The organism is Streptomyces sp. 17_S59, from assembly GCF_056930295.1.
Window position 1 is genome coordinate 1,497,489 of the sequence record NZ_JBXOWD010000001.1, and the last position, 15,872, is coordinate 1,513,360.

At 71.8% G+C, this 15,872-nt stretch carries 12 protein-coding genes; 6 read left to right on the top strand and 6 right to left on the bottom strand.

What is annotated here, in order from left to right; all coding sequences use genetic code 11:
• Positions 1–28 precede the first annotated feature (28 nt).
• Positions 29–973, top strand: a complete 945-nt coding sequence (locus tag AC1Z4A_RS06435; protein WP_483676867.1) for a hypothetical protein — start codon at positions 29–31, stop codon at positions 971–973.
• Between the two features lie 50 nt (positions 974–1,023).
• Here the strand turns inward: AC1Z4A_RS06435 and AC1Z4A_RS06440 are convergent, their stop codons facing one another.
• Together AC1Z4A_RS06440 and uvrA are read right to left on the bottom strand one after the other, a co-directional pair.
• A complete protein-coding gene (locus AC1Z4A_RS06440; protein WP_483676868.1) occupies positions 1,024–1,464 on the bottom strand; it encodes a Rieske (2Fe-2S) protein in 441 nt (146 codons plus the stop codon).
• A gap of 273 nt (positions 1,465–1,737) precedes the next feature.
• On the bottom strand, positions 1,738–4,767 hold the full coding sequence (gene uvrA / locus AC1Z4A_RS06445; RefSeq protein ID WP_483676869.1) for an excinuclease ABC subunit UvrA: 3,030 nt from the start codon (positions 4,765–4,767) through the stop codon (positions 1,738–1,740).
• Between the two features lie 213 nt (positions 4,768–4,980).
• Here uvrA and AC1Z4A_RS06450 point away from each other — a divergent pair, with 213 nt between their 5' ends.
• The 3 genes from AC1Z4A_RS06450 to AC1Z4A_RS06460 all read left to right on the top strand — a co-directional run bounded on the left by AC1Z4A_RS06450 (position 4,981) and on the right by AC1Z4A_RS06460 (position 7,766).
• A complete protein-coding gene (locus AC1Z4A_RS06450) occupies positions 4,981–5,667 on the top strand; it encodes a maleylpyruvate isomerase family mycothiol-dependent enzyme (protein ID WP_483676870.1) in 687 nt (228 codons plus the stop codon).
• 9 nt (positions 5,668–5,676) lie between these two features.
• Positions 5,677–6,333 (top strand): MBL fold metallo-hydrolase, encoded by a 657-nt coding sequence (locus tag AC1Z4A_RS06455; protein WP_483676871.1) that lies wholly within the window; start codon positions 5,677–5,679, stop codon positions 6,331–6,333.
• Positions 6,334–6,482: 149 nt separating this feature from the next.
• Entirely contained in the window at positions 6,483–7,766 is a 1,284-nt protein-coding gene (locus AC1Z4A_RS06460) for an MFS transporter (protein ID WP_483683519.1), read from the top strand.
• Positions 7,767–7,804: 38 nt separating this feature from the next.
• Here the strand turns inward: AC1Z4A_RS06460 and AC1Z4A_RS06465 are convergent, their stop codons facing one another.
• The 4 genes from AC1Z4A_RS06465 to uvrB all read right to left on the bottom strand — a co-directional run bounded on the left by AC1Z4A_RS06465 (position 7,805) and on the right by uvrB (position 13,970).
• A complete protein-coding gene (locus tag AC1Z4A_RS06465; RefSeq protein ID WP_483676872.1) occupies positions 7,805–8,833 on the bottom strand; it encodes a TerC family protein in 1,029 nt (342 codons plus the stop codon).
• A gap of 103 nt (positions 8,834–8,936) precedes the next feature.
• On the bottom strand, positions 8,937–10,919 hold the full coding sequence (locus AC1Z4A_RS06470) for a TerD family protein (protein WP_483676873.1): 1,983 nt from the start codon (positions 10,917–10,919) through the stop codon (positions 8,937–8,939).
• A 140-nt stretch (positions 10,920–11,059) separates the two neighbouring features.
• Positions 11,060–11,638: a TerD family protein gene (locus AC1Z4A_RS06475; RefSeq protein WP_483676874.1), complete on the bottom strand. Its 579-nt coding sequence runs from the start codon at positions 11,636–11,638 to the stop codon at positions 11,060–11,062.
• Positions 11,639–11,840: 202 nt separating this feature from the next.
• Positions 11,841–13,970, bottom strand: a complete 2,130-nt coding sequence (gene uvrB / locus AC1Z4A_RS06480; protein WP_483676875.1) for an excinuclease ABC subunit UvrB — start codon at positions 13,968–13,970, stop codon at positions 11,841–11,843.
• Positions 13,971–14,213: 243 nt separating this feature from the next.
• On the opposite strand from uvrB, the gene AC1Z4A_RS06485 reads away from it, so the two are divergent.
• A complete protein-coding gene (locus tag AC1Z4A_RS06485) occupies positions 14,214–15,206 on the top strand; it encodes a glycerophosphodiester phosphodiesterase (protein WP_483683520.1) in 993 nt (330 codons plus the stop codon).
• Positions 15,207–15,240: 34 nt separating this feature from the next.
• The gene (locus AC1Z4A_RS06490) at positions 15,241–15,822 is read left to right on the top strand and encodes a methylated-DNA--[protein]-cysteine S-methyltransferase (RefSeq protein WP_483683521.1); all 582 of its coding nucleotides are present in this window, start codon (positions 15,241–15,243) and stop codon (positions 15,820–15,822) included.
• The last annotated feature ends 50 nt before the right edge of the window (positions 15,823–15,872 follow it).

Sequence of the window (15,872 nt, forward strand, 5' to 3'; positions counted from 1 at the left end):
CCGGAGAGCTTCACAAAGGAGCGAGCGGATGGCACGCACCAGCAGAGGCGGCACCGCCGCCGAGGCCGAACTGGCACAGGCCCTGCGGACGGGTCCGTTCGACCTGGCGCTGCGCATGGCGCTGTCCGCGCGCGGACTGGCCCTGCACCGCGTGCAGCACCGCCTGGCGCAGCGCGGCGTCAAGGTGGGGGTGACGAGCCTCAGTTACTGGCAGCAGGGCGCGCGGCGGCCCCGGCGGCCCGAGTCGCTGCGGGCGGTGCGCATGCTGGAGGACGTGCTGGAGCTGCCCGCGCAGGCGCTGACCCGGCTCCTGGAGCCCGCGTCCCGCAGGGAAGCGGAACGGCCCGCTGCGCGCTCGTACCGCACGCTGGTGGAGGAGTCCCGGGCCCTGGAGCGGCTGCTGGCCGAGCTGGAGTCGCCGGTGGACGGCGGGCTGCACACCGTCTGCCAGCTGGAGCGGGTCCGCATAGGCGCGGAGCGGGAGTTACGCGGCCGCGAGTCGCATCACGTGGTCCGGGCGCACCGGGACGGCGTGGACCGCTATGTGGCCATCCACCACGGCGATCCGGGCTGCGACCCCTCGCGGGTGACCGTGCGGGCCACCGAGAACTGCCGGGTGGGGCGCGTCCGGTGGCACGCGGCGGCGGGCGTGCTCGTCGCCGAGCTGCTCTTCGACACCCGGCTGCGGGCCGGGGAGACCCATGTCTTCGGCTACGGCTTCGACGACGGCACGGGTGGTACGAGCCGGGAGTACGTGCGCGGGTTCAGCTTCGCGGGCGGGCAGTACGTGCTCCAGGTCCGCTTCGACGACGCCGCCCTGCCCGTGCGCTGCCGCCGCTTCAGCCGGCCCTCGGCGGGGGCTCCGCGCAGCGGGCAGCAGGAGCTGACGCTGGCGGGGCGGCACCGGGGGGTGCACCTGGTGGAGCAGATGCTGCGGCCGGGGATCGTGGGGATCGGCTGGGACTGGCACTGACCGGCCGGTGCCGCTGTTGCTGTCGCTGCCACTGCCGCTGTCGCTGCAGGTCAGGCGTCCGGGCCTGCCACCAGCCTGCCGCCGTCGGCCTTGACGGGGACGGAGGGCAGGGGGGCGCCCGCCGGGCCCTGGAGGACCTTGCCGGTGGCGGCGTCGAACGCGCTCCCGTGGCAGGGGCAGGTGACCTTGCCGTCCTTGACCTTGTCCACGACGCATCCCGCGTGGGTGCACACCGCGCTGAACGCCTTGTACTGGCCCTGGGCGGGCTGCGAGACGACGAGCCGCTGCTCGCGGTAGAGCTTGGCCCCGCCGACCGGGACCTCGCCGGCCGCCCCCAGCTCCACCGGGGCCGTGGGCACGGCGGGCCCCTTGGAGCCCGTACCGCCGGAGCAGGCGGCCGCACCGAGCCCGGCGGCCCCGGCGAGGGCGGCTCCGCGCAGGACGGTGCGGCGGGAGGCCGACGGGGAAGGGGAGGGGGCGGGGGAGGACATACGGGGCTCCAGCGGAAACTTCGGATAACGCGTGCAGAGACACGCCGACACTACCGGCACCCCCCGCTCCGCTTACCGCCCACCCGGCCCGCCGGGGGCTTCGCCCCCCAGGGCCCAGGGCGGAGCCCCGGTTCCTTTCCCCCCACCCCTGTGGGGTCCGGGGCGGAGCCCCGGTTTCGGGAAGGGGCGGGATTGGGGAATCCAAACCCGCCGCAGCGGCGCGCAACCCCCACCGGCCCGACCGGCGGTGCGGAACCGCGCCGCACCCGGCCGTCAGGCCCGCCGCGCCGTCGCCTTCTTCGCGGCCGTCTTCTTCGCCACGGCCTTCTTCGCCGTCCCAGTCTTCGCAGAAGCCGCCCCGGCCTTCGCCGAAACCGTCTTCCTCGCCGAGCCGGCCTTCGCCGCCACCGTCTTCTTCCCGTTCGCCGCCTTCCGCGCCGCCGGCACGGACGCGTCGCTCACGCGCTCCCCGAGCATCTCCCGCAGGAACTTGCCCGTGTGGCTGGCCGGGACCGAGGCGACCTCCTCCGGGGTGCCCTCGGCCACGACGAGGCCGCCGCCCGCGCCGCCCTCGGGGCCCATGTCGACGACCCAGTCGGCGGTCTTGATCACATCGAGGTTGTGCTCGATGACGATGACCGTGTTGCCCTTGTCGACCAGCCCGGACAGCACCGAGATCAGCTTGCTGATGTCCTCGAAGTGCAGACCCGTCGTCGGCTCGTCGAGGACGTACACCGTCCGCCCCGTCGACCGCTTCTGCAGCTCGCTGGCGAGCTTCACCCGCTGGGCCTCGCCGCCGGAGAGCGTCGGCGCGGGCTGGCCGAGCCGGACGTATCCGAGGCCGACCTCGTGGAGCGTGCGCAGGTGCCGGGCGATCGTCGGCACGGCCTCGAAGAAGTCGAGCGCCTCCTCGATGGGCATGTCCAGCACCTCGGCGATGGACTTGCCCTTGTAGTGGACCTCAAGGGTCTCCCGGTTGTAGCGCGCACCGTGGCAGACCTCGCACGGCACGTACACGTCCGGCAGGAAGTTCATCTCGATCTTGATGGTGCCGTCGCCGGAGCAGTTCTCGCAGCGGCCGCCCTTGACGTTGAAGGAGAAGCGGCCGGGCAGGTAGCCGCGGACCTTGGCCTCCATCGTCTCCGCGAAGAGCTTGCGGACGTGGTCGAAGACGCCGGTGTACGTGGCCGGGTTGGAGCGCGGTGTGCGGCCGATGGGCGACTGGTCGACGTGGACGACCTTGTCCACCAGGTCGTCGCCGTCGACGCGCGTGTGGCGGCCGGGCACGGCGCGGGCGCCGTTCAGCTCGCGCGCCAGGTGGGTGTACAGGATGTCGTTGACCAGCGTCGACTTGCCGGAGCCGGAGACTCCGGTGACCGCCGTGAGCACCCCGAGCGGGAAGGACACGTCGATGTCGCGCAGGTTGTTCTCGCGGGCGCCGCGCACGGTGATCCGCCGCGAGCCGTTGACGGGCCGGCGGACCTCGGGCGTGGCGATGGACTTCTTGCCGGACAGGTACTGGCCGGTCATGGACGCCTCGGTGCTCAGCAGCTCCTTCAGGGGGCCGCTGTGCACCACCTTGCCGCCGTGCTCGCCGGCACCGGGGCCGATGTCGACGACCCAGTCGGCGACCTTGATGGTGTCCTCGTCGTGCTCGACGACGATCAGGGTGTTGCCCATGTCGCGCAGGCGGACGAGCGTCTCGATGAGGCGGTGGTTGTCGCGCTGGTGGAGGCCGATGGAGGGCTCGTCCAGCACGTAGAGCACGCCGACCAGGCCGGAGCCGATCTGGGTGGCCAGCCGGATGCGCTGAGCCTCGCCGCCGGAGAGCGTGCCCGCGGCGCGGTTGAGCGAGAGGTAGTCGAGGCCGACGTCGACGAGGAAGCGCAGCCGCTCGTTGACCTCCTTGAGCACGCGCTCGGCGATCTTCTTGTCGCGGCCGGTGAGCGTCATGTCGCGAAGGAAGTCGGCGCACTCGCTGATCGACATCGCGGAGACGTCCGCGATGGAGCGGTCCTGCACGGTGACCGCGAGCACTATCGGCTTGAGCCGGGTGCCCTCGCAGGTCGGGCAGGGGACCTCGCGCATGTAGCCCTCGAAGCGCTCGCGGCTGGAGTCGCTCTCCGCCTCCGAGTGGCGCCGCTTGACGAAGGGCACCGCGCCCTCGAAGGCCGTGGTGTACGCGCGCTCCCGCCCGTAGCGGTTGCGGTAGCGCACCTCGATCTGCGTCTTGTGGCCGTGGAGGAGGGCCTTCTTGGCCCGCTGGGGCAGCCCGGCCCAGGGGATGTCCGTGCGGAAGCCCAGCGCGTCGGCGAGGGCGCCGACCAGCCGGCCGAAGTAGTCCTTGGTGTGGCCGTGCGACCAGGGGCTGATCGCGCCCTCGTCCAGGGACTTGTCCGGGTCCGGGACGATCAGCTCGGGGTCGACCTCCATGCGGGAGCCGATGCCGGTGCAGTCCGGGCAGGCGCCGAAGGGCGAGTTGAAGGAGAAGGAGCGCGGCTCCAGCTCCTCGAAGGACAGGTCGTCGTACGGGCAGTAGAGGTGCTCGGAGTACATCCGCTCACGCTCGGGGTCGTCCTCGGGGAGGTCGACGAAGTCGAGGACGACCATGCCGCCGGAGAGGCCCAGCGCGGTCTCGACGGAGTCGGTCAGCCGGCGCTTGGCGCTGTCCTTGACGGTGAGGCGGTCGACGACCACCTCGATGGTGTGCTTCTCCTGCTTCTTGAGCTTGGGCGGGTCGGTGAGGTGGACGGTCTCGCCGTCGACCCGGGCCCTGCTGTAGCCCTTGGTCTGGAGGTCGGAGAAGAGGTCGACGAACTCGCCCTTGCGCTCGCGCACCAGCGGGGACAGCACCTGGAAGCGGCTGCCCTCCGGCAGCTCCAGCACCCGGTCCACGATCGCCTGGGGCGACTGCCGGGAGATGGGGCGCGCGCACTGGGGGCAGTGCGGCTTGCCGATGCGGGCGAAGAGCAGGCGGAGGTAGTCGTAGACCTCCGTGATCGTGCCGACCGTCGAGCGCGGGTTGCGCGAGGTCGACTTCTGGTCGATGGAGACGGCCGGGGACAGTCCCTCGATGAAGTCCACGTCGGGCTTGTCCATCTGCCCGAGGAACTGCCGTGCGTAGGAGGAGAGCGACTCCACGTAGCGACGCTGCCCCTCGGCGAAGATCGTGTCGAACGCGAGGGACGACTTGCCCGACCCCGAGAGCCCGGTGAAGACGATGAGGGAGTCACGCGGGAGGTCGAGCGAGACGTTCTTGAGGTTGTGCTCGCGAGCGCCACGGACGATGAGACGGTCTGCCACGCCGGTCGGCACCTTTCTTGAGAAGTCGGCTCCGGAAAGAGAGCTGCGGGGTGGGCCGCGCCCCGCGATCCAGAGTACGGGGGGCCACTGACAACCAGCGGCCGTGCGGATGTCGTATGCGATGCCTTCACCGACCATATAGCACGCACATTCGATTTAGGGCGCGAGCGGGACTTCTTCACCCGAAGGAGTGGGAGGGTTATCGTCGGCACCATGATTGATCATGTGCACGACCTGAACTCTGTACGTGAGGCAACCGATCGGCTCCTCTCCACGGCCGGCAAGCTGGACAACGCCGCCGTCGCCGGGCCGTCACGGCTCCCCGGCTGGTCCCGCGGCCATGTGCTCGCCCATCTCGCCCGCAACGCGGACGCCCTCGTGAACGTGCTCAACCACCGGCCGATGTACGTCAGCGGCGAGGCCCGCGACGCCGACATCGAGCGCGACGCGCCCCGGCCGCTCGACGTCCAGCTCGCCGACCTGCGCGACAGCGCCGCCCGCTTCCAGGAGGCGGCCGCCGCCTCCGCCGACTGGAGCCGCACGGTCACCCTGCGCAACGGCGTGACCGACAGCGCCGCCCACGTCCCCTTCCGCCGCCTGATCGAGGTCGAGCTGCACCACGTCGACCTGGGCATCGGCTACGAGCTGGAGGACCTGCCGGCCGACTTCACCCGTCGGGAGGTCGGCTTCCTCGCGGAGCGCTTCTCCGGCCACCCCGACGTCCCGCCGCTGCGGATCACCGCGGACGACGGCACCGAGTGGCACAGCGGCCGCACGGAGGGCGACCAGCTGACGGTCACCGGCAGCGCCCCCGCACTGCTCGGCTGGCTGGCCGGCCGACAGGACGGCTCGGCACTCCGGACCGGTGGCGCCCGCCTGCCCGTTCTGCCCCCGCTATAGGCTGAACTCATGACCTACAGCGGAGCAGTAAAGGTCGGCGGACCTGCGGACGTACACGAGTTGACCGACCTGATGATCTCCAAGGTCGCGGTCGGCCCGATGAACAACAACGCCTATCTGCTGCGTTGCCGTTCCACGGACGAGCAGTTGCTCATCGATGCGGCCGCCGAGCCGCACACCCTGCTCTCCCTCATCGGCGACAGCGGCATCGCGTCCGTCGTCACCACCCACCGGCACGCAGACCACTGGGGCGCCCTGCGTGAGGTGGTGGACGCCACCGGCGCCCGCACCTACGCGGGCCGCCACGACGCCGAGGGCATCCCCGTGCCCACGGACGTGCCCGTCGAGGACGGGGACACCATCCGGGTCGGACGGGTGGAGCTGACCGCCCGTCACCTCGTCGGCCACACCCCGGGCAGCATCGCCCTGGTGTACGACGACCCGCACGGCCACGCGCACGTCTTCACCGGCGACTGTCTCTTCCCGGGCGGCGTGGGCAACACCCACAACGACCCCAAGGCCTTCGCCAGCCTGATCGACGACGTGGAGACCAAGCTCTTCGGCGAACTGCCGGACGAGACCTGGGTCTACCCGGGCCACGGCGACGACACCACGCTGGGTGCGGAGCGCCCGCACCTCGCGGAGTGGCGCGAGCGCGGCTGGTGACGCACCGGGAGCAGCCGGGGTAGCGCGCCGTCCGCACGACGAGCGGACGGCGCCGTTACCATGCGCCCCTCGCAACGCTCCCCCACGCCCCGTTTCCTGCGGCAGACGCGGAAGTTGGGCAGTACATGCATCGTGACCGCTCCCCGGCCATGCTCCGCCTCGCGGCTGCCTCCATGGCCGGGACCGCCATCGAGTTCTACGACTTCTTCACCTACGGCACGGCCGCGGCACTCGTCCTCGGCCGGCTCTTCTTCCCCACCGTCTCCCCCCTCGCCGGCACCCTCGCCGCCTTCGGCACCTTCGGCGTCGGATTCGTCGCCCGCCCCCTGGGCTCGGTCCTCTTCGGTCACATCGGCGACCGCATGGGCCGCCGCCCCGTGCTGATCTCCTCCCTCCTGCTGACCGGCACCGCCACCGTCGCGGTCGGCTTCGTGCCCACCTATGCCCACATCGGCGTCGCGGCCCCGCTGCTGCTGCTCGTCCTGCGCTTCCTCCAGGGCCTGGGACTCGGCGGCGAATGGGGCGGCGCCGTGCTGCTCACCGCCGAGCACGCGCCCGCCCACCGCCGGGTGCTGTGGTCGAGCTTCCCCCAAGTCGGCCCGTCCCTGGGGTTCCTGCTCGCCAACGGCATCACGCTGACGCTGTCGGCAACCCTCAGCGACGGCAGCTTCCTGTCCTGGGGCTGGCGGGTGCCCTTCTGGGCGGCGGGCGCCCTGGCCGCGGTCGGCCTGCTGCTGCGCACCCAGCTGACCGAGACCCCGGACTTCCGCGAACTCAGCAAGAACGAGAACCGCGCCACCCTCCCCCTCGCCGAGGTCGTCCGCGACAACTGGCGGCTCCTCCTGCTCACCGCGGGCGGGCTCTCCATCGGCTACGCGCTCTTCTACACCGTCACCACCTGGTCCCTGTCCTATGGCACCGAACGGCTCGGCATCGACCGCACGGTGATGCTCGGCTGTGTCATGGCGGCCGTCGCCGCCTCGGGGGCCGCCACTCCCCTGGTGGCCCTCTTCGCCGACCGGATGGGCCGCCGCCCCCTGTGCCTGGCCGGCTGCATCGCCGTCGCCCTGTGGGCGTTTCCGCTGATCGCCCTGTTGCGCAGCGGCAGGCCAGCGCTCATGGTGCTGGGCTTCGTCGTCGCCCTGCTGGCCTTCGCCACCGCCTTCGGCGTCGTCGGCGCCTATCTCCCCGAGCTGTACGAGGCCAGGGTGCGCTGCACCGGCGCCGCCGTCGGCTACAACCTGGCCGGGGTGCTGGGCGGTGCCGTCACCCCGCTGGCCGAAACGGCGCTGGCCGACGGCGAGGGCCCGCCCTGGGGCGTCGCCGTGTATCTGACCGGCATCGCCCTGCTCGGCCTGGCCTGCTTCCTCGCCCTGCCCGAGACCCACCCGGCGGCCGCCTCCCGCGCCGCCGCCGACCCTGCCCCCGCCTGACCGGCACGGCCCCTGCCTGACCGGCGCACCGCCGATCGTCAGGCGCGAACGCTCTCGCGGTTCTCCCCGGCGGCCGGAGCCCCCGCGGCCCCGGCCGCCGCTCCGGTCGCCGCCTCGGCCCGGGCCTGCCCGGCCGAGGCCCGCAGGCTGGTGACGGTCGTGACGGCCAGCACCGCGCAGATGACGCCCAGCGAGACCGGGATACTGATCTCGGGGACCGCCACACCGCTCTCGTGGAGCGCGTGCAGCACGAGCTTGGCGCCGATGAAGCCGAGGATGACCGACAGTCCGTAGGAGAGGTGGACCAGCTTCTTCAGCAGGCCGCCTATCAGGAAGTACAGCTGCCGCAGCCCCATGAGCGCGAAGGCGTTGGCGGTGAAGACGATGTACGGGTCCTGGGTGAGGCCGAAGATCGCCGGTATGGAGTCGAGCGCGAAGAGCACGTCGGTGGTGCCGATCGCCAGCATGACGATCAGCATGGGCGTCATCAGCCGCCTGCCGTTCTCGACGACGAACAGCTTGGTGCCCTGGTAGCGGTCGGTCGAGGGGAAGCGCCGCTCGACCGCCTTGAGAAAGCGGTTCTCCTCGAACTCCTCTTCCTCTTCCCCGGCCCGGGCCTCCTGGATCAGCTTCCATGCGGTCCAGACGAGGAAGGCACCGAAGATGTAGAAGACCCAGGAGAAGTTGGCGATGATCGCCGCGCCGGCGCCGATGAAGGCGGCCCGCAGCACCAGGGCTATCAGCACGCCGACCATGAGCACCCGCTGCTGGTACACCGACGGCACCGCGAACTTCGCCATGATCAGGACGAAGACGAAGAGGTTGTCGACGCTCAGGGACTTCTCGGTGATGAAGCCGGCGAAGAACTCGCCGGCCGCCTGCCCGCCCCCGAAGACCAGGAGCCCCAGCCCGAAGAGCCCGGCCAGGGCGACCCAGACCGCCGTCCAGACGCCGGCCTCCTTGAGGGAGACCTCATGCGGTTTGCGGCCGCCGATGAAGAAGTCGGCGGCCACGAGGGCGCACAGACCGAGGATGGTCAGCGCCCACAGGGTCAGGGAAACGTCCACTGTTCCTCCGGCACGTCGGGTACGGCGTACAGCAGTTCCAGAAGAGTACAGGAAGACCCAAGGAAAGGTAAAGGAGAATCCAAAACCCCTGATCAGGGCCTTGTTACAGGCCGTTCGCGCGCCGCGCCTGCCCCACCCGCCACAGCACCTGCCGCATCACGTCGCTGCCCGCGGGGACCAGCGACGGCTCGTACGTCCAGGCATGGCCCACCCAGGGGTCGGCAAGGTGATCGTCGGGCACCGGCGTGATCCTGAGCAGGGAGCGCCACAGCGGGTCCAGCACCGGCCCGTACGCCCGGGCGTCCTCGCGGTCGGCGACCATCATCAGGTGCACGCCCACGGAGGGGCCCTCGTCCGCGAGGTAGCGCAGCTGGGTGACCGCGCGGTCGTCGAAGCCGTGCGGGAAGTCGTTGACGATCAGCAGCTGCTCCGCGGTGTCGACGTCCGGCGGCAGGGAGTCGAGGGCCCCGCTGCGGACCGCCATCTGCACCAGGTCCACCCGCCGTGTCAGCCGGGCCAGCACCTCGGACACCCCGCCGGCCCCGGCCGCGGGCGCCTCGCGGAGCGCCCCGTGCTCCAGCAGGGGCGCCAGCGCGGCCCCTGCCGCGCCCGCCGGGTCGATGACGTGCACCGTGTAGTCGCCCACGGGATGGACGGCCAGCAACCGCACGGCGTGCGCCACCGCGCAGTCCACGGCGAGCCTGCGCAGCTCGGCCGAGTCCGGCAGGCCCGCCTCCGGGCCGCCGGAGGACCGGCCGCTGTCGATCCACAGCCCCCGCTCCAGCGGCAGCCGCACCAGCATGGGAATGCGCAGCTGCGGGCGCTCCGGCAGGTGCAGATCCCCCAGCCGCAGCGCCATCGGCCGCTCCAGCGGCACCTGGTACCCCTGCCACACCGGGCTGTCCCAGCGCGCGTACGCGGGCGGCAGCGCATGCTCGACGACCTCGGCCTCCGCGACGAGCTGGGCGAGGTCGCGGTCGAGCACCGCCCGGGCCTGGTCCACGAGCTGCGCGTGCCTGGCCCGGGCCTCCTCGCGTGCCGCGTCGGCCGCGGGGCCGACCCGGGTCAGCGGATCGGAGAGCACCCGGTCCAGCTCCTGCTCCAGGCGCGACTCCGCGAAGTCGATCGCACTGCGGTAGGCGGCGGCCGACCGGGCCAGGTCCTCGAACATGCCCCAGACCTGGTTGTAGAGCCGTTCGTTCATGCTCCAGCCCGTGGCGTCGCCCGCCACGGGCGTGCCCGGCCGGTCGGGCTCGGCCTGCGGGGCGACCGGGGCCGGCTCCGGGGGCGCCGTGGTGTGGCGGCCCGGATGGCGGTAGCTGACGGGGCCCGCGGCGGGCGCGGACGGTGCCGGGGCAGGCTCGGCACCGGGGCCGGACGTCACGGTGCCGGGGCCGCCCGGCTCGGGCGAGGCGAGTTCGTGGTCCCCGGCCCCGGGGTCGGCGGGGGCCCCGGCCGGACCGCCCGGGAGCGGCCGCCGCGGCGCGCCCTCCCCCGCGGCGACCTGGGCCGGGGGCGGTGCCACGGCGCGGGCCATGCCCTGGGCCACCGCCTCGTCGATGCCGGCGGCCAGCTCGGCGGCCCCGGGCAGCCCCTGGTCCGCCAGCAGGGCGGCCAGACCGCCCGCGTACCCCTGGCCGACCGCGCGCACCTTCCACGCGCCCTGCCTGCGGTACAGCTCGACGGCGACCACCGCCGACTCGGCGTCCAGATCCGTGACGGTGTAGCTGACGACCTCCGCGCCGTCGAGCCCGGTGACTGCGACGAACGGTGCCGCCAGCGCGCCGAAGCGCGCCGGGCCGCCCGTGCCGTTGGGCAGGGCCAGCACCACATGGACACGGTGCACGGCCTCCGGAAGGGCATCCAGGTCGACCGCCAGCCGGTGCTCGGCCGCGGCCTGCCGGGACACCTCCAGGCCGGGGAGCCGCGGCGCGGCGGGGTGGGCGACCCACTCCGCACCCGCGATCCTGCCGTCCGCGTCACCGAGCGTCGCCCCCGCCACCACCGGGTGGCCCGCCGAGACCCGGATCTCCAGTCGGGCCTCGGTCAGCGGGTGGTTCTGCCCCCGCACCAGCTCGGCCGTCATCGCGGCTCCCCCTCGTCGTGTCTCGTGTTCATGTGCCCGCGGGCCCGGCGGAAGGCACTCCGCCGGGCCCGTTGCGTATCGCTGTGTCGTGAAGAGGCCCCTGCAAGGGCTGGCTGCAGGGCGCCTGGGCGCCCCGACGCCTAGAGGATCGTCTGGATCTCCGCCAGGAGGTCCTGGAAGGTGCGGCCGTTGGCCGGGGTGCCGATCGCGGTCATCTGCCAGCCCGCGCCCACCCGGTGGACCTTCGCCATGATCTGGGCGGTGTACGGGCCGCCGCCGTCGAGGGTGTAGCGGGCCAGCTCCTGGCCCGTGGTCTCGTCGACCAGGCGGCAGAAGGCGTTCTGCACCTCGGCGAAGGTCTGGCCGGTGAAGGAGTTCACCGTGAAGACGATCTGGTTGACGTGCACGGGCACCCGCTGCAGGTCGACCAGGATCGACTCGTCGTCACCGCCCTGACCGGCGCCGCCCACGACGTTGTCGCCGGTGTGCCGGACCGAGCCGTCCTTGCTGACCAGCTGCTGGAAGAAGGCAACGTCGACCGGCTGCTTGTCGGCGAAGAGCACCGCCGAGGCATCGAGGTCGATCTCCCTGGTGCGCGACCCGAACAGCCCGCGGCGGGGTGCCGCCTGCCAGCCCAGCCCCATCCGCACCGCGGTCAGGGTGCCCCCGTCGGCCTTCTGCAGGCTGATGCCCTGACCCTTGGACAAGTTGACCGTCACGCCAGTCCCTCTTCTCGTTCTTCGTTCGTCCCCGTGACCGCGCATCCGCGCAGTCTGTTTGAACGACCCTATGCACACCCACGGACGGAGTACGCACCCGAGGGGGGTTTGTGGCGTTCTTGCAACATGCCCTGCACCAATTCCCCGCAACGTGCCTGGCCGCCGCCCCGCCCCACCGGCGGGACGGGGCCACGACGGCCCGTCAGGCGAGGCCGGCCTCCCGCATCTGCCGCAGCTCCTTCTTCAGCTCGCCCACCTCGTCGCGCAGCCGGGCCGCGACCTCGAACTGCAGCTCCGCGGCGGCGGCCCGCATGCGGTCGGTCATCTCCTCGATGAGCTGGGCCAGTTCCGCGGCCGGACGGTCCGTCGGCACCGCTGCGGCAGCCTTCTTGCCCTTGGCGGCCTTGCCCTTGCCGCCCGCCGCAGCGGGCACGGGGGTCTTCGCGGTCTCCTTGTCGCCCTTGCGATAGCCCGTGCCGAGCAGCTCCTGGGTGTCGATCTCCTCGCGGGCGAGCGTGGCGACGATGTCGCCGATCTTCTTCCGCAGGGGCTGGGGGTCGATGCCCCGCTCCTTGTTGTAGGCGACCTGCTTCGCACGGCGGCGGTTGGTCTCCTCGATGGCCTTCTCCATCGCCGGGGTGACCTTGTCCGCGTACATGTGCACCTGTCCGGAGACGTTGCGCGCCGCACGGCCGATGGTCTGGATCAGGGACGTGCCCGACCGCAGGAAGCCCTCCTTGTCGGCGTCGAGGATGGCCACCAGCGACACCTCGGGCAGGTCGAGGCCCTCGCGCAGTAGGTTGATGCCCACCAGGACGTCGAACTCGCCCGACCGCAGCTCGCGCAGCAGCTCGATCCGGCGCAGTGTATCGACGTCGCTGTGCAGGTAGCGGACCTGGATGCCCAGCTCCAGGAAGTAGTCGGTGAGGTCCTCGGCCATCTTCTTGGTCAGCGTGGTGACCAGAACGCGCTCGTCCCGCTCGGTGCGGGTGCGGATCTCGTGGACCAGGTCGTCGATCTGGCCCTCCGTCGGCTTGACGACGACCTCCGGGTCGACCAGGCCGGTGGGGCGGATGATCTGCTCCACGAAGCCCTTGCCGCGCGACAGCTCGTACTTGCCGGGCGTCGCGGAGAGGTAGACGGTCTGCCCGATGCGCTCGGTGAACTCCTCCCACTTCAGCGGCCGGTTGTCCATGGCCGAGGGCAGCCGGAAGCCGTGCTCGACGAGGGTGCGCTTGCGGGAGGCGTCGCCCTCGTACATGGCGCCGATCTGGGGGACCGTGACGTGCGACTCGTCGATGACGAGGAGGAAGTCGTCCGGGAAGTAGTCGAGCAGGGTGTTGGGCGGGGAGCCGGGCTCGCGGCCGTCCATGTGCAGGGAGTAGTTCTCGATGCCGGAGCAGGAGCCGACCTGACGCATCATCTCGATGTCGTACGTGGTGCGCATGCGCAGCCGCTGCGCCTCGAGCAGCTTGCCCTGCTTCTCCAGCTGGGCCAGGCGCTGCTCCAGCTCCGCCTCGATGCCCACGATGGCCTTCTCCATCCGCTCGGCACCGGCGATGTAGTGGCTGGCGGGGAAGACGTACAGCTCCTGGTCGTCGGAGATGACCTCGCCGGTCAGCGGGTGGAGCGTGGACAGCGCCTCGATCTCATCGCCGAACATCTCGATGCGGACGGCCAGCTCCTCGTAGACCGGGAAGATCTCGATGGTGTCGCCGCGCACCCGGAAGGTGCCCCGGGTGAAGGCCATGTCGTTGCGCGTGTACTGGATCTCGACGAAGCGGCGCAGCAGCTCGTCCCGGTCGGTCTCCTGGCCGACCTTCAGGGGCACCATGCGGTCCACGTACTCCTGGGGCGTGCCCAGGCCGTAGATGCAGGACACCGACGCCACGACCACCACGTCGCGCCGGGTGAGCAGCGAGTTCGTCGCGGAGTGGCGCAGCCGCTCCACCTCCTCGTTGATCGAGGAGTCCTTCTCGATGTATGTGTCCGACTGCGGTACGTACGCCTCGGGCTGGTAGTAGTCGTAGTACGAGACGAAGTACTCGACGGCGTTGTTGGGCAGCAGCTCGCGGAACTCGTTGGCGAGCTGGGCCGCGAGGGTCTTGTTCGGCGCCATGACGAGCGTCGGCCGCTGGAGCTTCTCGATCATCCACGCCGTGGTCGCCGACTTGCCCGTGCCGGTCGCCCCCAGCAGAACGACATCCTTCTCGCCTGCACGGATGCGCTTCTCCAGCTCGGCGATGGCCGTGGGCTGGTCACCGCTGGGCTGGAAGGGGCTGACGACCTCGAAAGGCGCCACCTTGCGTTCGATCTTCGATACGGGCCGCATGAGACCACCGTACGGCCCACCACTGACAACCACCCGCCCCGGCCGTTCCGGGGCCGTTTTCCAGGCGAACGAAGAGCGAAGAGTCGGCAAAGGGTCCCGGCTCCGGTGTGCCCGGCCCCGCGTGATCGCGTAGTTGTTGCGTGTACGACTTTCCGTACACCAGGTACGACGTTCCGTACTCGAGGGCCGGGGCGGTGCCGCCGCACCCCACCGGTCCGGACGCCGCGAGGAGCCCCCATGCGCATGCGACGCCGCCCCGTCCCCACCGCGACCGGCGCCCTTCTCGGCCTCTCGCTCTCGGCGCTCGCCGCCCTCGGCTCGCTCGGCCTGACCGCCCCCGCCACGTACGCCGCGGTGCCGCCGCCCGCGCCCGTCGTCATCGGTCACCGGGGGGTGCCGGAGCAGGCCCCGGAGAACACCCTCGCCTCCATCGACAGAGCGGCGCGGCTGGGCGTCCGGTGGGTGGAGAACGACGTCCAGCGCACCAAGGACGGCGCCCTGATCGTCATGCACGACACCACCCTGGCCAGGACCACCGACGCCAAGCGGCGCTATCCGGGCCGCGCCCCCTGGCGGGTGGCGGACTTCACCCTCGCCGAGATCGAGACGCTGGACGCCGGCGGCTGGTACGACCGGCGCTTCGCGGGTGAGCGCGTGCCGACCCTGGGCCGCTACCTGCGCAGGGTGGACCACAACCGCCAGAGGCTGCTCCTGGAGATCAAGGCGCCCGAGCTGTATCCCGGCATCGAGCGGCAGATCGTGGCCGAGCTGCGGGGCGCGGGCTGGCTCGACCGGCGGCACGTCCGTGACGGGCTGGTCGTCCAGAGCTTCAGCGCACCGTCCCTGAAGACCTTCCACCGGCTCCGTCCGGACGTGAAGACGGGCTTCCTGGGCGCCCCGAAGCCCGCCGAACTCCGCGCGTACGCCGCCTTCGCCGACCAGATCAACCCGGATCACCAGCACGTGACAGCCGCCTGGGTGCGCTCTGTGCACGCGATCGAGGGCCCGCACGGGCGGCACCTGGAGGTCTCCGCATGGACCGTCGACGACGGCGACCAGGCGGTCTCCCTGGCGCACATGGGCGTGGACGGCATCATCAGCAACGCCCCGCACGTCGTGGGGGCCGCGCTGGCCGAGGACGCCGAGGACGGCGCCTTCCTGACCGACCCATCCGACCTGTCGGACGGGCCCGACGGCCCGGAGAGCGACGGCGCGTCGGCCCCGGCGGCACGCTGAACCGCCGCGAAGGGGCGGCAGGGGCCGCTCTACCCTGGACTCCGTGACGGACTCCGAGCGCCCCTTGCCGCCCGGTCCCAGGCCATGGGCCTGGGCCACCGTGGACTCGCCCATCGGCCCGCTGGGCCTGGCCGCGACCCCGGACGGCCTGCTGAACGTCGTCTTCCGGGCCGACGGGCACACCGCCGGCCTCGCCGTCGACCGCCTGGCCCGGCAGCTGGGCTCGGTCCCCTGCGAGGCTCCCTCGGCCTGCCACGACCTGCTCGCCGAGGCCACCGCCCAGCTGGCGGCGTACTTCGCGGGCCGGCTGCGGACGTTCTCGGTCCCGCTGGACTGGTCCCTGACCTCCGGTTTCAACCGCCGTGCCCTGCGCGAACTCCTCGCCCACGTCCCCTACGGCACCGTGGTCGCCTATCAGGACCTCGCCGACCGCACCGGCGAGCCCGGTGCGGCCCGCGCGGTGGGCACGGCCATGGGCAGCAATCCGCTGCCGATAGTGGTTCCGTGCCATCGCGTCATCGAGAGCAACGGCGGCCTGGGCGGCTTCGGCCCGGGCCTGGAGACGAAGCGCGCCCTGCTCACACTTGAGGGAGTGCTGCCGGAGCCGCTGTTCTAGCCACCGTTCTCGGGCGCCTGGCTTCCAAACTCACCGGATCGGGTGGATGG